Origin of the sequence: Salegentibacter sp. BLCTC (genome assembly GCF_015143665.1) — a bacterium.
GTDB lineage: Bacteria > Bacteroidota > Bacteroidia > Flavobacteriales > Flavobacteriaceae > Salegentibacter > Salegentibacter maritimus.
Map to the genome: position 1 here is coordinate 1 of NZ_WYEW01000012.1, position 19977 is coordinate 19977.

General features: G+C 32.0%; 16 protein-coding genes and 1 pseudogene. 6 read left to right on the top strand and 11 right to left on the bottom strand.

The window, feature by feature from the left end; genetic code table 11:
- Nucleotides 1-87: pseudogene (locus GUB10_RS16180) on the top strand (transposase); the annotation flags it as partial.
- 267 nt (nucleotides 88-354) lie between these two features.
- Here GUB10_RS16180 and GUB10_RS13740 read toward each other — a convergent pair.
- The 7 genes from GUB10_RS13740 to GUB10_RS13770 form a co-directional block, all read right to left on the bottom strand.
- Entirely contained in the window at nucleotides 355-1008 is a 654-nt protein-coding gene (locus GUB10_RS13740; RefSeq protein ID WP_193712038.1) for an NUMOD1 domain-containing DNA-binding protein, read from the bottom strand.
- A complete protein-coding gene (locus GUB10_RS13745) occupies nucleotides 1001-2392 on the bottom strand; it encodes a primase-helicase family protein (RefSeq protein WP_193712039.1) in 1392 nt (463 codons plus the stop codon). Before GUB10_RS13745 ends, GUB10_RS13740 begins: the two co-directional genes overlap by 8 nt.
- Nucleotides 2393-2554: 162 nt before the next feature.
- Complete coding sequence (locus GUB10_RS13750; RefSeq protein ID WP_193712040.1) at nucleotides 2555-3397, bottom strand: hypothetical protein; 843 nt, start codon at nucleotides 3395-3397, stop codon at nucleotides 2555-2557.
- A 152-nt stretch (nucleotides 3398-3549) separates the two neighbouring features.
- The gene (locus tag GUB10_RS13755) at nucleotides 3550-3795 is read right to left on the bottom strand and encodes a hypothetical protein (protein WP_193712041.1); all 246 of its coding nucleotides are present in this window, start codon (nucleotides 3793-3795) and stop codon (nucleotides 3550-3552) included.
- A 22-nt stretch (nucleotides 3796-3817) separates the two neighbouring features.
- Nucleotides 3818-4801 (bottom strand): DUF3871 family protein, encoded by a 984-nt coding sequence (locus tag GUB10_RS13760; RefSeq protein WP_193712042.1) that lies wholly within the window; start codon nucleotides 4799-4801, stop codon nucleotides 3818-3820.
- Nucleotides 4782-5672 carry an AAA family ATPase gene (locus GUB10_RS13765; RefSeq protein WP_193712043.1) on the bottom strand — a complete coding sequence of 297 codons (891 nt, stop codon included), beginning with the start codon at nucleotides 5670-5672 and terminating at the stop codon, nucleotides 4782-4784. Before GUB10_RS13765 ends, GUB10_RS13760 begins: the two co-directional genes overlap by 20 nt.
- A 118-nt stretch (nucleotides 5673-5790) precedes the next feature.
- The gene (locus GUB10_RS13770; protein ID WP_193712044.1) at nucleotides 5791-6159 is read right to left on the bottom strand and encodes a hypothetical protein; all 369 of its coding nucleotides are present in this window, start codon (nucleotides 6157-6159) and stop codon (nucleotides 5791-5793) included.
- Between the two features lie 411 nt (nucleotides 6160-6570).
- Between GUB10_RS13770 and GUB10_RS13775 the strand changes: the two genes are divergently transcribed.
- The 4 genes from GUB10_RS13775 to GUB10_RS13790 are packed head-to-tail and all read left to right on the top strand — an operon-like array spanning nucleotide 6571 to nucleotide 16349.
- Nucleotides 6571-11478, top strand: a complete 4908-nt coding sequence (locus tag GUB10_RS13775) for a type ISP restriction/modification enzyme (RefSeq protein WP_193712045.1) — start codon at nucleotides 6571-6573, stop codon at nucleotides 11476-11478.
- Nucleotides 11479-11527: 49 nt separating this feature from the next.
- Nucleotides 11528-13393, top strand: coding sequence for a DUF262 domain-containing protein (locus GUB10_RS13780; RefSeq protein ID WP_193712046.1), 1866 nt, complete (start codon nucleotides 11528-11530; stop codon nucleotides 13391-13393).
- An 11-nt stretch (nucleotides 13394-13404) separates the two neighbouring features.
- The gene (locus tag GUB10_RS13785; RefSeq protein WP_193712047.1) at nucleotides 13405-14241 is read left to right on the top strand and encodes a DUF1837 domain-containing protein; all 837 of its coding nucleotides are present in this window, start codon (nucleotides 13405-13407) and stop codon (nucleotides 14239-14241) included.
- Nucleotides 14226-16349, top strand: a complete 2124-nt coding sequence (locus tag GUB10_RS13790; protein ID WP_193712048.1) for a DEAD/DEAH box helicase — start codon at nucleotides 14226-14228, stop codon at nucleotides 16347-16349. The genes GUB10_RS13785 and GUB10_RS13790 overlap by 16 nt, the downstream gene beginning before the upstream one ends.
- Nucleotides 16350-16464: 115 nt before the next feature.
- Here the strand turns inward: GUB10_RS13790 and GUB10_RS13795 are convergent, their stop codons facing one another.
- From GUB10_RS13795 to GUB10_RS13805, 3 genes are read right to left on the bottom strand one after another with little or no spacing between them, the layout of a single operon-like run.
- Complete coding sequence (locus GUB10_RS13795) at nucleotides 16465-16959, bottom strand: hypothetical protein (protein WP_193712049.1); 495 nt, start codon at nucleotides 16957-16959, stop codon at nucleotides 16465-16467.
- Between the two features lie 26 nt (nucleotides 16960-16985).
- Nucleotides 16986-17696, bottom strand: a complete 711-nt coding sequence (locus tag GUB10_RS13800; RefSeq protein ID WP_193712050.1) for a hypothetical protein — start codon at nucleotides 17694-17696, stop codon at nucleotides 16986-16988.
- A 20-nt stretch (nucleotides 17697-17716) separates the two neighbouring features.
- The gene (locus GUB10_RS13805) at nucleotides 17717-18169 is read right to left on the bottom strand and encodes a hypothetical protein (protein ID WP_193712051.1); all 453 of its coding nucleotides are present in this window, start codon (nucleotides 18167-18169) and stop codon (nucleotides 17717-17719) included.
- 83 nt (nucleotides 18170-18252) lie between these two features.
- On the opposite strand from GUB10_RS13805, the gene GUB10_RS13810 reads away from it, so the two are divergent.
- On the top strand, nucleotides 18253-18483 hold the full coding sequence (locus GUB10_RS13810; protein ID WP_193712052.1) for a helix-turn-helix transcriptional regulator: 231 nt from the start codon (nucleotides 18253-18255) through the stop codon (nucleotides 18481-18483).
- A gap of 72 nt (nucleotides 18484-18555) precedes the next feature.
- Here the strand turns inward: GUB10_RS13810 and GUB10_RS13815 are convergent, their stop codons facing one another.
- Nucleotides 18556-19752: a site-specific integrase gene (locus GUB10_RS13815; RefSeq protein ID WP_193712053.1), complete on the bottom strand. Its 1197-nt coding sequence runs from the start codon at nucleotides 19750-19752 to the stop codon at nucleotides 18556-18558.
- Nucleotides 19753-19977 lie beyond the last annotated feature (225 nt).

Consider the following 19977-nt stretch of genomic DNA (forward strand, 5'->3'; position numbering starts at 1 on the left):
GCAAAAATAAAAGCCTTTAGAGCACAATTAAGAGGAGTAAGAAATACCGAGTTCTTCTTATTTCGACTTGAAAAATTATTTGCTTAAAAACTCAAAAACCCAGAAAATGGTCTTGATCCTTAATATCCCTGGAAAGCCTTATTAGCAAAGAGATAAAAACAAAAAAACCAGCCTTTTTCAAGACTGGTTTCTTCTATTTTGCTCCTCCTCTTGGGCTCGAACCAAGGAGGGTTATAGTAGTAATAACAGTCATTTCCAATGGGTTACCTTTAATGGGTATCCGAAAAGTATGCCTTTCAAATAAATTTTAATTTCTTCTTTACGTGCTAATTTATAAAAAAAGACAACCATTCATTAAATATATCTCCAAATATAACCTCCAGAGGATTCTCTTTCTCCCCGACAAACTCGAGAAATACTAGTTTTACTTAATCCAGTTTTTTTAGCAGCTTGTGAGACTGAAATAAATTCGCTTACAAAATTTAGGCTTAAGTCTAATTGCACTACTTTTTTCTTTCTACGGTCACCAAGCGGAATAAATTCACTATTTTTTTGATAGCTCCATAAATACCCTCTTAAAACACCATTAGCACTTAAACAAGCTCTGGATATATCTTGTTTAGTAGCACTTACAGCATTTCCCGCATCTTTTAAGCAAACAAAATCTTGTAATAATTCTCTGGTCTCTATATCATATTGATAAACATTTTTTTTAATTCCACCGCCAGAATCAGAATTATATCCTTTATTCAAAGCATTATATTCTAAAATATACTTTTTTTCTTTCTCCGCTAATTCATTACAACATGTAGCTGTATCAATTTGCTCCCACTTAAAAGCATCCTCACCATAAGTATTTATGGCATTTTGAAAAAACCCACCTGATTTTTTTTTAGCTTTTTGCAGGTGGTCTCTTTTCCTGGATATTAAATTTTTAAAGGTTATCCCTATATAAGTCTCATTTGTCAACTTATTTATCACCCTATATACTATACCTTCTCTATTCATTTCCCCTTGATTTTGTGTTAAACCAACAGAAAGATTGTCCACCAGATGGTTTATCTTTAAAGACCAACCCTTTGTGATTCGAATATATTTTACACCACTTAGTAAACTTGTGTGGGGCTACATCTTTCATCTTAGGGAATAGAATTTTGAAGGATTTATATAGCTCTCTTTTATCAAGCTTTTTATTCCGTTCGAAATAAACTTCTGCAAAATCTGAAAACTCCCTATTGGTTAAGCACTGAATTTTACTGGTTTTTAAATTAATTGGCTCTGGCTCCAACAATCCTTCATTCAAATACACCTGAATACACTTCATCATAAAAAAATAAAATCTATCCCATTCACTATTTGACCATTCATTTCCAAAGAAACGATTCCCAAATTCTTTTTCAGGAGTAAAATCTTTATTGTAATAATTACAGATTTCAAATTCATATCTTCTTGCTCTATCCGAATCACCTCCATCTCCTTTTACATAATGATTTGAGGATATTAGAAGTTTAGGTGCCTTTTCATTTTTGATATAAAAGGCTTGCTTAAACTTTTTTTCAACTTGAATTCCCGTAGTTAAATAAGAATAAAATGTATCAAAATCTGTATTTCTAGGAAGGTCGTCATAGTAGACTATATCGGTGGTTTCAGTAAGTCTCTGATATATAAAATTCCCATTAAAATTTGTTGTTTTACCATCATAATAAATCAAATTCCTACAGTTTTCTAATGCCCTCCCAAGCATAGTCTTACCTGTCCTTCCATTTGCCATATCTCCAATCCCCATATTTTCATCATACAGGATTATAGCCTTATTTTCACCTCTTTCTTTATTCCGGTGAAGAAGATATCCTAGAAAAGTTTGTAGGCATTTAAATCTATCTTTATTATTACCAGTTATGTTTTTACAGAATATTTCAAATTGACCTGGCTCATCTTTTTTAGGTATGGCAAAGTTTCGGTCAATTATTCTATCCTGCCAAATTACGCCAGGTAAATCCTCATAACCATTGACATTCACATTTTCCTTAGTAGTAATTGTGAAATTATTTCGAAAGAATAATCTTGAAGAATTGTACGCATCCCTATCATCAATAGGATTGGAATGTCCAAGCAGTCTCAATTTTGCATCAGAAATATGATTTGTAAAATTTCTTGCGAATAATCTAAATTCCTCGTATAACTCATTACTTAGCAGTAATGTCCTAATACTTTGGATAATCACATCTTTAGAAGTTAACTGTAGAATGTTGTTTCTGCTAAGGACCAGCTTTGATTCGCCATTAAACCTTACATAGCTAAAACCTAATTGTTCAAGATATGCAATTAAATCCCCTTGTGAGATTTTCTTTGTTCCATCCCCTTCTTCGAGGATAAAGGGTACTTTACTCATTTTTTTTAACATTATCTTTAAATTTTTTTCAAAGATGAAGGGAAAATGAAGCCCTATGACACAAGAAGATAGCTGCAGAAAACTACTGAACTAAAACACTGTTATTCAGTAAAATAAAATTTTATGGAAATTAAATTGCAGAAAGATGCAGATATTTATTTGTCATACGTTAAGAGTCTCTATTACTGTATTAATCTCACGTATTCTCACTCTATCTTCTACCTTTTGAAAATATGGCAGACCTCTCATTTTTGTAGGGTGATAGTAGCCACCTCTCTTTTTCTTGATATCAAAATGCTCACCTACAGTTAGCCATAAGGAAGTAATTTCAATGAAGTCTTTAGAATCAAGGATTTTGAAAAAATGATTAGCTTCTTCTGGTGAACCACCCCATACAATCCTTTTTGTAAGTTTTTTATTAGAAAATAAATCTGCTAACTCTTTTTCAGTAATATTATTTGGAATAAAATTATTGTTAAGTAGTTCTTGATAGAATTTACCAAAAGCTTTTTTACCCTTTTTTGTACCCAATTTCCTGTAATAAATACCATTTTCACTTAAACTAGGGTAATCATACCTATTCAACCTGTCGATAAAATTATCCTTAGAATTAGTAAATTCCTTAATAATTAAATCTCGATAATGATTTGGAATTTTAGAACTAATAGATTCTAATTCAATTTCTTTTGATATGTTTTTCAATAATTGAATAAGTCTGCTTTTTGAAGATTCATCCAAACTCACAGAATCAGATAAAAATTCCTTTTCTAAAGATTTAAATTGATATTTAATATCATAAATAATACCTTCCGAAAGTTTTCTAGATTCTATTTCAATTTTGGAGTGATATTGAATGGGATAGGTAAATGAATCTCTACCATCCCAATTTCGATTTGGACAACGATACATCAATTGGTAATCTCCCCAAAATGAATCTAAATGTTCTTGAAAAAAACTTTCTTCAAGAATGGATTTAATTTTCTCTAATTTCTCAATTGATTTCATAATGATAAATTTACCAACGCAGATAATTCTACGCTGGCAAATATAATCATGATTTCATTTTCAGTGGTTTTTTGATATAGGAGAGACCATCTCAAAAGCTTGATTATCCAAAATACAGCTGAACTCCTTGCTATTTTATAGCTTTTTTAGATTTAGACAATTTCAAAGTGATAATAAAAATAAGCCCGCCCTTTTACAATAAATACAGTCTTGATTTCAGCAGTGACTTTTACTGCCTCTACTAATACTTTTTCTCCTTCATTCAAATCCCCAATCGGGTGTCTAACCACCACTTCAAATGGACAAAAAAGTAGCTTTAATAAATTATTCCAAGTAACTATATACAAAGTATTAGGCGAGCTATATTTCAATATTTCTGCTAACTGTTCTTCATTCATTTTACTCAAAACAGCTATATAATTAATTATGCAAGAACCAGTTCTCAGAATTGTTTTGCAGTGAATTAGCAAGATTATTTGTTAACTCGTATGCATTTACATTTCGCTCAAAATTGTTATCAATGTAAGAGCTCTTATTAGCTTCGGTAAAAAGATTGTATAACCTCCAGAGGTTGATTGAACCGTCATCACTCCGCTTAAAATTAGGACAGGTATAATAGTTCTTTACTACAGTATTTATCTGCCCATCATTTAAAGCCACAGGAAATAACCTTTTCTGTTCAGATTTATCCATGAACTGGAACATTCTAAGTTTACCAACAAAATGAGCAAACTGTTTCTCAGTAAGATAATGCCTACTCATTCTCTCCATCAATCCTAAATGATGCTCCCTGTCGTATTGCTGTAACAAACCTTCTACAGCATAAGAGAGTTGGTCTGTATTGGTAACTTTAATCTGGTCTGCTAATCCATCTGTACTAATACAAAGGTTAGTACACACCATATTTTTGAAACCTATAAAAACCTTAAACTTCTCTGGACTTTTCTTACTAAAAAGATTCTCCTGATTGTAAGCTCTTACACCTCCTATAGTCAAGGCTAGATTATTACCATTTATATTCTCTACTACAGCAGGGATTTCCATTACAAAAGCACATCTCTCATAATAGAGTGTTTTCTCATGCTCTTTCAGCTCCTTTGCAGGTTTACCTATGGCAGAAGGTATTCTACCTTTAATTAAGTGAGACGTTCTAATATTAGGTACAGCAATTTCAAATTCAGGAAATAAATCCTGAGCTATTTCCCTGGTCTTTTGTACAAACTGATAATGACTAATTGTACTCTCATTATCCTTAGCAAAAACTGGAATGATGCAATCCTTTTGTAAATGTTCTAGAGTCACATCTTTAGTATTTGCCTCAATGAAGCTTCTATTTGAGCTGGTTACCACCTCATTTTCATCCACTATATTTTTTTGTAGATGGTTATTTGCGATTAATTCCATTTTCTGTAGATTTTGGTTGTTCAACTTTATTTTCTTCAATTACCTGTGCATTTGTGTTTTCAATCACACCTTTACGCTCCATTATTAGTGGGTAAATCTCCTTAGATAGAGCAGGATATTTCTCATAGATATGTTTCAATCCATTTAAGTGGTGGCATTGAGCAATCTCTTTTTTGACCTTTTCTAAGGACACACCTTCACTGCACCAATTCTTCAGCTTTTTACCTGTAGCTGGATTAATTACAAACTCAGGTTTATCCATAAATAAGCCTGTTCGGTCTTTAGAAGCTTTTACTAAGTGATTATCATTGATAAATTCAAAGTTTACAGTCAACTCATATTCTAGCCCTTCCCTCTGAATCTCTTTAGTTCCTAGCTTCATTACCCGTGTCTTACCATTCATATCCTTATCAAGAGAGTAATCAACTTTTCGTCTCGTTGAAACAATAATGTGGCTTTTAGATTGTACCAGAGCATCAATGAATTGATTATGTAAGGGAGTTACTTTAGCCCAATCCTGAAATCTTCCACCTAACTTTTCATGCATTTCAAGGCAGCCACCCTTTCCATTCCATTCGTGACTTATGGAATCTACTATTATGACTTCCATATTAGCATCTTCACAAGTTTGAATGGCTTTAATATATCTTTCAGGTGAATATGGTTCCTCCAGATTGAGAACATTAAAATCTCCTAAATGAGAGTAAAGACTTGCAGAATTATTTTCCGTATCTATAACAGCTATCTTATTCCAATTGTTTGTAATCCCATAGGCTAATAATAAAGCTGACATAGTTTTACCATATCCACTAGGACCACTAAGCCCTATTCTTAATTTTACTTGGCTTCTTTGAGCCTGTTGTAGTTTCATATTTATTTTTGATTAGAAGTTGTCACCAATCCAAATACAATGAATCAATGCAACGATTAGACATAAAAAAAGAGAGCCCTGTTAAGAACTCTCTCTAATAAATTTTGCTAGTGGATTTTTAAATCACTTCTTCCTCTGCTACTAAATTATTTTCAACGACATCATTTTGTTCAACCTCTTGCTCATTATCATCTTCTCCAATAAAGACATTCCTTTTGGAGTACATTGTAACTTCTCCAGTCTGGGAATTAATCATTTCATAAGGTTCCACCTCTACTTTTTTTATTGTACCTGGTATCTCAGTACCTATTAAAGATTTACAGGTGTTTTCATCAAAAGTACAAGAGACACGGGCTGTTTTAGCTGTGAAATAAGTTTGACCTGTCTCCTTACTTTTAACAGCTTCTAAACCACCTTGAACAATTAGTACGTGGAATTTTTCTTCATCCTCATTCTCGAATGTTTTAAAATCAACAATTGTAACCATAGTTTTTTCAATTTATAAGATTATATGAGGAATATTCCCCAAGGTTCTAGAGGAGTTGGGGTTGAGCCCGCAGGGCATTTAGGTTTTAAAGTAATATATTAAAAATTAAAACACACTGAAACACTTTCGAGGTGGGGATACACCCAAATTTTAATTGGGTGGGGGTGGGTATTCTAGATTATTCTATGCTTTCGTTCAAAAAAGGTCTCAAAAAAATTTTAAAAAATTTTTCAGACTCATCGTTCTTTTATTGAAAAAAACATGACACAAACTTGTCAACTTTATGTTGATTAATTATACAGCACCTCTACTTATTAAGTTGCAGGATTCAAAAAGTAATGTTAAAATTGTACTGGCCTAAATTGCACTATCCCTACTCCGCAATTGCCCACTAATTTAACCGATACTTATATGTCCTTCCAGAAAGTACTAGATAAATACCGTAAATATTCATTCTCAGAAAGAGATAAAGGTGAACGCTTTGAAAGATTAATTCAGGCTTATTTACAAACAGACCCAAAATATTCTAACCAATTCAAATATGTTTGGTTATGGAATGAATTCCCAGGAAGAAAGGATTTTGGAGGAAAGGATACAGGTATAGATTTAGTAGGATTAACATTTGAGGATGACTATTGGGCTATTCAGTGTAAATGCTATCAGGAAAGTTCTACGATTGACAAAAATGCTGTAGATTCTTTTCTTTCTACCTCTAGCAGAAGTTTTAAAAATGAAAGTTTTCAGACTACTGAGTTTTCTAATAGGTTATGGATTTCTACAACCAATAAATGGGGTGTAAATGCAGAGGAAACAATTAAAAATCAGAATCCTCCTCTTACCCGTATAAATCTCAATGAACTAAACGAAGCTCCCGTAGATTGGGGTAAACTAGAAAATGGGATATCTGGAGACTTAGCGCGAAAAGATAAGCACACACTTAGAACACATCAAACTCAAGCTTTAGAAAAAACTCATGAGCATTTTAAAGAAAATGACAGAGGGAAATTAATAATGGCTTGTGGTACTGGTAAAACTTTCACCTCTTTAAAAATTGCTGAAAATGAAACTAAGGGTGAAGGGTTAATTTTATTCTTAGTACCTTCTATTGCTTTACTCGGACAAACTTTAAGTGAATGGTCCGCAAATTCCGAGTATCCTATAAATCCTATTTGTATTTGCTCAGATTCTAGGATTACCAAGAAACATTCTAAGGCTGACGATTCAACAATTATGAGTGTAGTTGACTTGGCTTTACCTGCTTCTACAAATGTCCCAATAATTGTAAAGCAGTTCAAAGGAGTAAAAGCTGTTAATAAAAAAGGAATGACTGTGGTATTCTCTACATATCAGTCTATAGATGTAATAGCAGCAGCTCAAAAAGAATTAAAGCAACAGCATAAAATCGATGCTGAGTTTGATTTAATTATCTGTGATGAAGCCCATCGTACCACTGGAACTGCATTAACAGTAGAAGATTCTTCCCATTTCATAAAAGTTCATGACAATGACTTCTTAAAAGGAAAGAAAAGGCTTTATATGACTGCCACTCCTAGGCTATATAGTGACGATTCAAAGTCTAAAGCTGCTCAAAATGATGCTGTTATTTGTTCTATGGATGACACCTCTTTATATGGGGAAGAAATCTATAGAATTGGTTTTGGTGAAGCCGTTCAAAATGATTTATTATCAGATTATAAAGTACTAATACTTACGCTAAGTGATGCTGATGTACCACCCGCAATTCAAGCTATGGTTGCAAATTCAGACCAGGAAATCAATTCTGATGATGCTTCAAAATTAATAGGCTGTATCAATGCTCTTTCTAAACAAGTATTAGGTGACGAAGGATTAATAAAATCCAGTGACCCTAATCCGATGAAAAGGTCTGTAGCATTCTGTCAAAATATAAATGTCTCTCGCAAGATAACACGAACATTTAATGATGTTTCAGAACAGTATTTAGATTCCATACCTCTTACAAAAAGAGAGAATTTGGTAACAGTTTCTTCAAAACATATAGATGGGAGTATGTCGGCTCCTGAAAGGGATGAGTTATTGGGTTGGCTAAAATCTACCTCTGCTGATACTAATGAATCCAGAATATTAACAAATGTAAGGTGTCTAAGTGAAGGAGTAGATGTTCCTTCTCTTGATGCGGTAATGTTTTTATCTGCCAGAAATTCTCAAGTTGATGTAGTACAATCCGTAGGAAGAGTTATGAGAAGAGCTAAAGGAAAAAACTATGGATATATTATTATTCCTGTAGTTGTTCCTTCCAATGTGGAAGCTTCAGAAGCTCTGGATGATAATGAACGTTTTAAAGTGGTATGGAGCGTACTTAATGCCTTAAGAGCTCATGATGATAGGTTTAATGCTACTATCAATAAAATTGACCTTAATAAGAAAAAACCTAAGCAGATATTAATTGGTAGACCAACTCCTCCTGGTTATGTAGAGGGAGAAGAGGGAACTAATCCTGCTGGAGAATCTGGTGAATCCTATGGCAAACTAGATAATCAATTGGCTTTACAATTCGAGCAATTACAAAGTGTAATGTATGCTAGAATGGTCAAAAAGGTTGGAGATAGAAGGTACTGGGAACAATGGGCCAGTAGTGTAGCTGAAATTGCAGAGAAACAGGTAGAAAGAATCAACAGGCTAATAGAGGAAGATGGAGAACATAAAAAATCATTTGAACAGTTTTTAAAAGGTCTACAAAAGAATATTAATCCTGCAATTACACAACAACAGGCAGTTGATATGCTATCTCAGCATATTATCACAAAACCAGTTTTTGAAGCTTTGTTTGAAGGATATTCTTTTGTTAAGAGTAACCCCATTTCTGTATCGATGCAGACAATGCTCGACTTATTAGAGAAACAGGCTATTGAAAAAGATACAGAAGTACTGGAAAAATTCTATGACTCAGTCCGTAGGAGAGCTGAAGGAATAGATAATGCTGAAGGGAAACAACGTATAATTATAGAGTTGTACGATAAGTTCTTTAAAACAGCTTTCCCTAAAATGGTGGAACAATTGGGCATTGTTTATACTCCTGTTGAAGTAGTTGATTTTATTATACATTCTGTAAATGATATCCTTCAAAAAGAATTTGGTCGAGGAATTTCGGATGAAAATGTTCATATACTTGACCCCTTTACAGGTACAGGAACATTTATGACTCGCCTACTACAAAGTGGACTCATTCGTAAGGAAGATTTGGCTAGAAAATATACCAAAGAATTGCATGCAAATGAAATAGTATTACTAGCTTACTATATTGCCGCTGTTAACATTGAAAATGCTTATCATGATTTATTAGGAAAGGAGGAAGACTACGAAACCTTTGAAGGTATTGTACTTACTGATACTTTCCAATTAGGAGAATCTGAAACAGGAGAAAAGTTATTTTCTGAAATGTTTCCAAAAAATTCTGAAAGAGTAGAAGCTCAGAAAAAAGCCCCAATACGAGTGATAATGGGAAACCCCCCATACTCAAAGGGGCAAAAATCTTCAAACGATAATGCTCAAAACCAATCTTACGAACATTTAGACAAAAGAATCTCAGAAACATACGTAAGAGAATCCACAGCGAATAATAGCAACGCTGTTTATGATTCTTACGTTAAGGCTTTCAGATGGAGTAGTGATAGATTAGATAAGGAAAATGGAGGCATTATTGCTTTTGTTTGTAATAATGGTTGGCTTGAAGGAAGTGGAATGGATGGGGTTAGAAAGGTTTTACAAAAAGAATTTTCGAGTATATATGTTTTTAATCTCAGAGGTAATCAGAGAACTAGCGGTGAGCTATCCAGAAAGGAAGGGGGTAAAATTTTTGGCTCAGGTTCAAGAACTCCAATTTCAATAACTTTTTTAGTAAAGAACCCTAATTATACTAAGGAGATTGGAGAAATTTTTTACAGAGATATTGGAGATTATTTAAGTAGAGATGAAAAATTATTGAAAATAAAAGAATTAGAATCACTAGGCCACTCTCAAATGAAATGGAAAAGAGTGTTTCCTAACGAATTTGGGGATTGGTTAAACCAGAGAAGCGACATATTCAGTTCATTCATCCCTATTCAACCGGATAAAAAATTCGACATAAAATGTAATAGTTATTTCACTACATATTCTTTAGGAATCGCGTCAGCTAGAGATGCTTGGGTTTACAATTCATCCATTAAAAATCTCCGAAAGAATATGGTAGTAACTATTGCATTTTACAATAAGCAACGGGCTGAATTTGAGATTAAAAAATCTAAATCCTCTAGCTTAGATTTCAAGAAATTCTGTTCTAATGATTCTACGAAAATTAGTTGGAATGAATCTTTAAGAAAGACTTGTGCTTCAGGAAAAGAAATTCAATTTAATTTAAATAACTGCCAAATAGGATTGTATCGACCTTTTACGAAATTAAATTTGTATTTCGATAAAAATTTCATCCAAAGGCCTTATCAGCAAACAAAACTATTCCCAACTAAAACAGCAAAAAACAAGGTAATAGTTGTCAGTGGTATTGGAGGGAATAAAGGATTTTCCATTCTTATTACTGATAAAATTCCAGATTTACAACTTATATCTAATGGTCAAGCATTCCCGTTACATTTTTATGAAAAAACTGAGAAAAACAATCCAAACCTTTTTGATGAAATAGGAAAGGAAGAATATATAAAGCGGGATGGCGTAAGTGACTTTATTTTTGATAGAGCTAGAAAAATGTACGGTAAAAATGTTCAAAAAGAAGATATTTTCTATTATGTATATGGTATTTTACATTCAGATGATTACCGCAGCTCTTTCAGTAATGATTTAAAGAAAATGCTTCCAAGAATCCCATTAGTAGATGAGCCAAGAGACTTTTGGAAATTTAGTAAAGCTGGTAGAACTCTAGCGGACTTACATATTAATTATGAAGAAGTTGCTCCATTTGAAGAAGTTGAAATTAACCATCTACAAAATAATAAGGGAGATGGTTATGACTTTTATAGGGTTCAAAAATTAAAGTTTCCAAAGAAAACAGAGAAAAATAAGATTATTTATAATAGCCGTATTACTATTGAGAATATCCCTACCAGAGCTTATGAGTATATTGTAAATGGTAAGAGCGCCATTGAATGGATAATGGATAGATACCAGGTTAAAACAGACAAGAAAAGTGGGATAAAGAATGACCCAAATGACTGGTCAAAGGAGGTTGAAAATCCCAAATACATTCTAGATTTAATCCTAAGCGTTATAAACGTAAGTGTGCAAACAGTAGATATAGTAAATAGCTTACCTGATTTAAAATTTGAAGAAGAAATGGAGGCTGTCTAAGGTATAAAGAAGGCTGCTAAAATATTAACCTAACCAAAACTTACCGAAAATGATACAAAACACTGATAATAAACCCTTGTCAGAACTATTCAGTGGTGATAATAACGTCACTTACTACATTCCAAAATATCAAAGAGAATATGTTTGGAGTAAATGGAATTGGGAAGCTTTATTTGATGATATCCTGGAAAGTAAAGGAGGTCATTTTTTAGGGTCTATTATCTGTATAAATACTGAAACAGATTCGCACAAACCAGCAAATTTAGAACTTGTAGATGGTCAGCAAAGAATGACAACGATAAGTCTATTATACTTGGCTATCTATAAGTTCCTTCAAAATACGCTAGTCCCAACTGAAGATGAAGAAAAAGAACTGGATAATAAATTAAAATTATTTAGCCTCAGGAATAGAATTATAATCAAGGACAAGAAAAAACCAAGATTATTACCCTCTTATTCTAACCATAATTTTGAAGATTATAGTTGGATTTTTGCCGATAACATTTCTGAAATAAAACACTTTAAGAAGCCTAAAAACTTAGGGAATAGAAGAATAAAAAAGACCTTCAACTATTTTTATGATAGACTTTCCGAGGTAGATGAAAATGATGAACCACTATATGACTTTAAAAGCGCCTTGGTATTCTTAAATAAGCTTAATAGCGCGACTATAGTAAAAATAGATGTTGCTACTCATGCTGATGCTTTCACATTATTTGAGACTCTAAATAATCGAGGAGTTCCACTTTCTGCTATAGATATTATTAAAAATAAGTTGCTTGGGCATTTAGAAAAATTTGAAGATGAAACAAGTCTTGATGCTAACTATAATAGATGGAATGATATAATTCAAAATCTAACTGAAGAATATAAAGTCCAGGAAAGATTTTTAAGGCAGTTCTATAATGCATTTAAACTTGAAAAAGTTATAGAAGTGCCTAAAATACCTAAAGCATTACGTTCTAATCTTATTACCATTTATGAATCATTAATAAATAAAGATGTTCACATTATATTTGATAGATTAGAAGAAGCATCCGAAATCTACAATAAAAATATAGTCTACAACTCTGACGAACATTCTTTTGAGCTTATTAGAGCTCTGAGGGACTTAGAAAATGTAAATGGAGCTGATGGATATATGCTACTACTTCATGTGGAAAAAAACTATAAAATTTCTGAGAAGGAAAAGATTCAGCTAATTAAATTACTATGTAAATATTTCATAAGAAGAAATGTTACTGATACTCCACCTACAAGAGATTTAACCAATCACTTTATGGATATTTTAAAGGAGGTAAATAATCTTGATGAATATGATTATGAGAAAATAGAGTCAATTATTCTTGATAAAGGCAAACCTGCTACAGATGAATTCTTTGAAGAGAAATTAAAAGGTAACATTTATGAAGAGAATGTTGGAGCAACACGATATATCCTTTCCTCAATTGAATTAGATAAAAAAGAAACCAAAGAATTATATACCAACTTCTACGCAAGAGATAAGAAGAAATTTGTTTGGACTATTGAGCATATATTCCCTCAGGGAGAAAATATACCTCAGCACTGGATAAAAATGGTTGCCGATGGAGATAAAACTGAGGCAGACCAAATAAGAAGGAATCAGGTACATAAATTAGGGAATCTAACCCTAACTGGCTACAATTCTAGATTAAGTAATTCTCCACTTGATATTAAACAGAATAAGAAAAATAAGGAAGGAAAATATATCGGTTTTAAAAACGGCTTATGGATTAATGAAGCTATTAAGGATATAGATACCTGGAAAGAAAAAAACATCAAGAACAGAACTGACAAATTAGTTTCAGAGGCATTAAGAATTTTTAGACTTAAAGAGGTCAGTGAAAAATCACAGAAAAAAGTTGACGTTAAGTTGTCAAGTTTTGATAAATAAAATGTGTAGCTATGAGTAAGTTTTTTAAGGTAATTGTTCATAACGATGTTTCTTCCCCTAATCTACTTGGAATCTGTGCGGGTTATGAAAATAAATGTTGGAGAGCAGACCAATTGGTAGATTATATTTTTGAATTTTTACCTGAATTCGCTTTAAATCAAACAGAACTTGAAAATTTCACAAGTTTAAATGTAGTTGGAAAAATAAGGAAGGCTGCTTCTGCTGTCTATCAGACTGAAAAATTTCGGAATAGAGGTGAGTTTGGTGAATTACTTTTGCATTCTATTATTCGGGAAACTAAGGATACCATACCAGCGATTAGTAAAATTTATTATAAAGATGGACCTAATGAAACTGTAAAAGGTTTTGATGCTGTACATGTGGTGGTGAACAATGATGACTTAGAGCTTTGGTTAGGAGAAGTAAAATTCTATCAGAATATATACAACGCCATTTCAGACGTTATAACGGAACTTGAAGAACATAGTGAGTCAAAATATTTAAAAAATGAGTTTATAGCAATTTCCAATAAAATAGATAATTCTTGGAAACATGCTGAAAGGCTTAAAAATCTTCTTGACCCCAAGACCTCCTTGGATGATGTATTTGATAGTATTGTTATACCAGTTTTACTAACTTATGATTCTAAGATAATTGAGAAACATGAGAAATTTACCGATGACTACGTTGATGAAATTAAATCCGAATTAGAAAGGCTTCATAATAACTTCAGTAATAAAATAGGTGACTTTCCTCTAACAGTCCATCTGTTCTTGTTGCCATTAAATACTAAGAAAGCTTTAGTAACCAAATTGGAAGAAAAATTAAAGGTATGGCAGAGTCTATAAGTGCAAATAAATTAAGAGAATTATTAACCGGAGAATTTAAGGACGATATAGATAAGTGGACAGTTGTAAAGTCCATTTCGACCCTCATTGATAATGACAGGTCTATAGGTCAAGAAATGGTTTTACGCTTACTATCTAAAAAGGAATGTTTCCTCGAATACCAAGATATTATTAATGAATTTGTTCGTAAGATTGGTTTATATCCGTACTTAAATCAAGAAGATTTATCACTGGAGGGAAACATTGCATATGAGTTCCATAAACCAGAAGGTTTGGGTGAGGAAATGGTATTTCATCATGCACAAGCTGAAATATATTATAATCTATTACAGGGGGAAAACATTGTTTTAAGTGCTCCTACGAGCTTTGGAAAAAGTCTCATCATTGATGCTATAATTGCATCTAAGAGACATATCAATATTGCAGTCATAGTTCCAACAATAGCTCTAATTGACGAGACCAGGAAGAGGCTGAGTAAATTCAAAGATGAATATAAAATTATCACCCACCCTAGCCAAGCTTTATCCGAGAAAAATGTACTTGTATTAACTCAAGAACGAGCTTTAGATATTATAGACAGGGTTAAGATTGATTTCTTCATTATTGATGAATTTTACAAACTAAACCCTAAAAAAACAGATATTGAAAGAACTCAAATTCTAAATCAAGTATTTTATCTACTTGTCAAACAGGATGCTCAGTTTTATTTATTAGGTCCAAATATTCAAGAAATATCTACTAAACTATTAAATAATGTAAGTTTTAAATTCATTAAAACAGACTTTAAAACAGTAATCTCTGAGACTCATAGAATAAAAGTTCCTAGGAAAAAAAATCAAGAACAAGTAATTACTGAACTAGTTCAAACCCTATCAGAACCTACATTGATATTTTGTAGGTCTCCTAGAAGTGCTAATAAACTGGCAAGCCATTTAATTGAACATATACATAATGGAGAAGACAAAAATGAAGATTTAGCGGGTTGGCTAGAAGAAAATTATCATGGTGATTGGATTCTTCCTAATTGTATAAGGAAAGGTATAGGTATTCATCATGGAAAAATACCTCGCTCTATTGCGCAAAAGACAATTAGTTTATTTAATAATGAGAAATTAAATTTTTTAATATGTACTTCAACGATTATAGAAGGGGTCAATACTAAAGCCAAAAATGTAATCATATATGACAATAAAATAGCTAGGTCAAAATTTGACTATTTCACATTTAATAATATTTGTGGTCGTTCAGGCAGAATGTTTGCACATTTTATAGGTAACATTTATTTATTTCATGAACCACCACCAGAAGAATTACCATTGGTAGATTTTCCTGCATTTTCTCAGAATGATGAGGTATCAAAAGAACTATTAATAAACCTGAACGAAGAAGATTTAAAGGAAAATTCAAAAAAGAAAATTTCCAAATATCTTGAACAAAGCTTCCTACCAAAAGAGGTACTTCAAAAAAACTCCTTTATAGAACTAGACAGACAATTAAATTTAGCTGTTTATATACAAAATAACTTACATTTTTTACATAAACATCTATCTTGGAGCAACATTCCTTCAAATAGCCAATTAAAGGAAGTCTGTATAATCATTTGGGATTACTTTGTGGATAGCAACGCTAGGATTTATGGTGTAAGTTCAGGCCTTCAATTACACTATAGATTAATGGAATATAGGGAGTCTAAGAACTTAAAACAATACCTCTCCAAGTTTGTTAAAAAAGATAGTGATATCGTTGAAAGAAATAAAGCAATTGAACTTGCCTTTGACATACAAAAATATTGGATAAACTTTCAATTTCCCAGATACCTTTCAGCCTTAGATAAGATTGTGAATCATGTATTTGAAAAGAATGGTTTAAAAGGTTGTGATTACTCAGTTTATGCGAATTTAGTTGAATCCTATTTTAGCAAACCTTACGTTGTTCCTCTGGATGAATACGGAATACCTATTCCAATTTCCTTGAAAATAGGAAAATTGATAGAGCTAGATAATAATATCGATGAATCCCTTTATCAGTTAAAACATTTTAGCCCAGATAATTATAATTTATCAGATATAGAAAAAGAATTCATTTATGATTTAAAAGAATATTTGTAGACATAAAAAAATTAAAGGATATAAATGAAGGTGAAAAAACTTGACAAGTTAACGTTAACTTAAAAAGTCAAAAAGAAACCCTCTACAATATGAAGAGGGTTTTTAGTTTTAATGGCTATCTTATTTCAATTCTATCTACCAACTTATTTAGTTCAGAACTATTTAAGTCATTGGTAGTCAAATTAACAACATAACTTTTTTGTTTATAGAGAAGTACAATTGAAAGGTTTTTGAATTTATTTCCAGAATAGGTCAAGTAAGATTCCGTTTTTAGAGCACTACCTCGATTATTCAACGTAATATATTTAGCACTTTCACCATTTGCAATAGCATTATTCATAGCAGATTTCAAAAACTCATCTTTAAAAACTTGGAGAGAACTTCCAGTAAAACCTTTCATTTCTTCAAACAGATTTTGAACAGTAATTGAATACTGAAAAATCTTATTATCAGTTTTTTGTATTACACAGCTGTAATTATTCTGATTTCCTAAATTTCTGGTATACTCCAATTCACAAGGTGTATTTATTACTATTCCTTCAATTTTATTTTTTACTTGACCAAAACTTAAAATTGGAATTAAAATTCCAAAAAAGAAGATTTTTTTCATGTTTATAAATATTTATTTTTTGTTATTTAATTCATACTTATAGGTACAAACTTAAATTTGAGATTTTTAATTTGCTTTTCTTTCGAGTAATTCTTTAGAGAGTAATTAAATCTCCTAGTTTCTAAGTCTAATAATAGCCCCCCTGGAATAACTTGACCTGACCATTTATTATAAACATTAGGCTCTTCATAAGGGACTTTTTCAATTGGGTCAATGTTAGAAGAATCTTCAGGGTTATAGAACTTCATATATATATCCGTTCCACTTTTATGGAATTTAGTTAGATTGCTAGAAATTTCTATTTCACTAAGAGCTTCTCCTTCTGCAAGAATTTGCTGATAATCTTCAGTAGTCAATTCCGAATCATCAAATTCATCTAACTCTTGAAAAGCAACAAATCCTTTTGAGGTAAAAAACAAGACAAAAAATATGGGTTTGTTATCTTCAGTTTCTATTGAAGACAGATAATAACCATCTCTTCGTAAAGCAGGTTTATTACCAGAATTTCTAACGTAGGAATCACTTCTATTACTTTTTGTAGATGGATTCTGACGATTGCCTGATGTCCCTCTTACCTTATCGATAATAAGACCAATAATCCATCCCCAAAATATACCGTTCACTAATCCAGCAAATATTAACATGCCATATTCAGGATTAGGACTTCCTACCAGTACTATAGTTAGAATAGGGCCTATAATGGCGCCTATCCACCAAGAATGTTTTACAGCTTTCATAAAATTAAAAAGTTTAAAGGTTAGTAAATAAAATATATGCCAATTGGAAGAATGATTAACAGTAATGTCAGTATACAACCTGAGTTTTTAACAGGACTAGCAGATTGTGTCGTGCTAACTCTTTGACGTGTAAAATTCATAACCAATTGAGCATGGTCGGGATTTGCATTATGATTATTCATTACCTCAGCAATAGCATTAATCCAATCTTCCACAGGCATATCTTTATAGATTCTTTCTCCTGTAGTTTTGGCTTTTTCAGTTATGCCAGTGTAAGTAGCGAATGAGACATACACAAAATCTTCATGTTTATTGAGATTTATATAAATATCACCTAATCTATTACCAAAGACTATATAAGACATTGTATGTGAATAGATTTTGGAGTCGCTTTTAAACAAAGTTAAATCTGTGGTATCTTTCATTTGAGCTATTGCTATAGCATAATTAGCAAATTCATTTTCTAATTTCATTTTTGATTAGTTGATTCAATTTGACAATAAAAATAGGCAAATATGCCTATAAAATAAATATGGAGCTCCACGACTTTTAACTCGTGGAATATTTAACTGAAAAAGACTTTTTAATTGCATTTGGTAAAAACCTAAGAAAGGTTAGAAAAGCCCAAGGTTTTACCCAAGCACAACTAGCCAATGATATTGGCGTAGAAATCTCTCAAATCAGTAGAATTGAGAGAGGGATAATAAATACATCAGTAGGGAATGCAAATGCTATCGCTAAAGCACTAAAAGTAGATTTACAGGACTTGTTTAACCTTATAAATTAGCAAACAACCCCTTAAAGATATTATTTTTTTATTAAAAAACCACCCAGAAATTTTTTCCAGGTGGTATTCCTTTTATTTCTTCAACCTCTTTGTTAAATCTGCCATTTCCAGACCTACTTTTTTTTGTACAATTTTACCATAATAATCCTGTGTAATCTGGATACTAGAATGCCCTAAAAGTTCACTCACAATTTCCATAGGTACACCATTAAATAATAAAACAGTAGTAGCAAAGGTTTTCCTAGCGACATGATGAGTTAGGTTTTTTTCAATTCCTACGATTACAGCAATCTCTTTTAAATATGCATTAATTCTCTGATTACTGTAAGCGGGAAAAATTAACTCGCTATGACCTGAATATTTTGAAATAATATCATTTGCCTTATCTAATATTGGAATAGACAGATTCTTTTCAGTCTTTTCTCTTTTAATTTGAATCCAAAGTTTACCATCAAAATTTCTAATGATATGCTTTTTCTTCAATTGCTTCATCTCTAGGTAGGCTAAACCTGTGTAGCAGCTAAAGACAAAAAGGTCTCTAACTAATTCTAGTCTGGATAGCTTGAAGTTATAGGTCTCTAGTGCTTCTAACTCCTCACCAGAGAGGTATGTAATCACTTTTGTGACCCTTTTGGGCTTATGAAGTAGAAAAGGATTATTGTTCAACAAACCTTCTGCATATGCCACCTTAATAACCTTTCTAAACCGCTGAATTGACTTATTTATAGTTACCTGTTTCTGCTCCTTCTTGGTCTTTAAGTAATAATCAAAATCATCTAAAAAGGAAAGTTTTAAATCTTCTAATGGAATATCTCTTTTCTTATATTTTGACCAAACGAAATTTTTAAGGTCATTTCGGACATATTCAAATTTCCTGTAGGTGGATTCCTTTAGTTCCTTACCGATTAAACTTTTAAGTTTCTTCAAATAAGAATTGTAATAAATAATTAAATAAGTTTTATCCTGACCTGGCTTATTTAAATACTTATTAGCTATGTCCTGCACAGTAAAACTATCCTGCTCCAATTCCAGGGTCATATAAACTTTTTGGATTTTACTTCGTATTATGTCCAAATTTGAATTGAACAACTTATCACCTTCTACTTTCTGTAATTTAGAATCCCACCTTTCAGGGTCAACCATTACACCACAGGCAAATTCCTTTCGCTTCTTCTTAAAGGTTAACCTGCATTTTAAAGGACATAGTCCTTTTTGATTTGTTTTTGCCAAATAGGCAACGAATAAAATTGATAGTTTTGAATGATTCATACCAATTGATTTTAAGTTAAACAATTGGCATACTCTCGGCTAGATAAATGGGTACCCAGAAATAATATGGGTACCCGAATTGTACTCCTAATTTTTCCATTTGGGCTCCTTTTTAGTCCCGAATTTTTCAAATTGAAGTAAAACCCCTTTTTGACTAGATTAGTTACAAACCCTTATTTGTAAAGGGATTTAAACGAAAAAAACCAGCCTTTTTCAAGACTGGTT

Bases quoted from the DNA above. Each gene is read 5' to 3' on its own strand.
- GUB10_RS13780 (WP_193712046.1), top strand. From the start codon at position 11,528: ATGATACAAAACACTGATAATAAACCCTTGTCAGAACTATTCAGTGGT.
- GUB10_RS13795 (WP_193712049.1), bottom strand. From the start codon at position 16,959: ATGAAAAAAATCTTCTTTTTTGGAATTTTAATTCCAATTTTAAGTTTT.
- GUB10_RS13775 (WP_193712045.1), top strand. From the start codon at position 6,571: ATGTCCTTCCAGAAAGTACTAGATAAATACCGTAAATATTCATTCTCA.
- GUB10_RS13765 (WP_193712043.1), bottom strand. From the start codon at position 5,672: ATGAAACTACAACAGGCTCAAAGAAGCCAAGTAAAATTAAGAATAGGG.
- GUB10_RS13770 (WP_193712044.1), bottom strand. From the start codon at position 6,159: ATGGTTACAATTGTTGATTTTAAAACATTCGAGAATGAGGATGAAGAA.
- GUB10_RS13815 (WP_193712053.1), bottom strand. From the start codon at position 19,752: ATGAATCATTCAAAACTATCAATTTTATTCGTTGCCTATTTGGCAAAA.
- GUB10_RS13750 (WP_193712040.1), bottom strand. From the start codon at position 3,397: ATGAAATCAATTGAGAAATTAGAGAAAATTAAATCCATTCTTGAAGAA.
- GUB10_RS13755 (WP_193712041.1), bottom strand. From the start codon at position 3,795: ATGAATGAAGAACAGTTAGCAGAAATATTGAAATATAGCTCGCCTAAT.
- GUB10_RS13790 (WP_193712048.1), top strand. From the start codon at position 14,226: ATGGCAGAGTCTATAAGTGCAAATAAATTAAGAGAATTATTAACCGGA.
- GUB10_RS13760 (WP_193712042.1), bottom strand. From the start codon at position 4,801: ATGGAATTAATCGCAAATAACCATCTACAAAAAAATATAGTGGATGAA.
- GUB10_RS13800 (WP_193712050.1), bottom strand. From the start codon at position 17,696: ATGAAAGCTGTAAAACATTCTTGGTGGATAGGCGCCATTATAGGCCCT.
- GUB10_RS13745 (WP_193712039.1), bottom strand. From the start codon at position 2,392: ATGAGTAAAGTACCCTTTATCCTCGAAGAAGGGGATGGAACAAAGAAA.
- GUB10_RS13785 (WP_193712047.1), top strand. From the start codon at position 13,405: ATGAGTAAGTTTTTTAAGGTAATTGTTCATAACGATGTTTCTTCCCCT.
- GUB10_RS13740 (WP_193712038.1), bottom strand. From the start codon at position 1,008: ATGAATAGAGAAGGTATAGTATATAGGGTGATAAATAAGTTGACAAAT.
- GUB10_RS13805 (WP_193712051.1), bottom strand. From the start codon at position 18,169: ATGAAATTAGAAAATGAATTTGCTAATTATGCTATAGCAATAGCTCAA.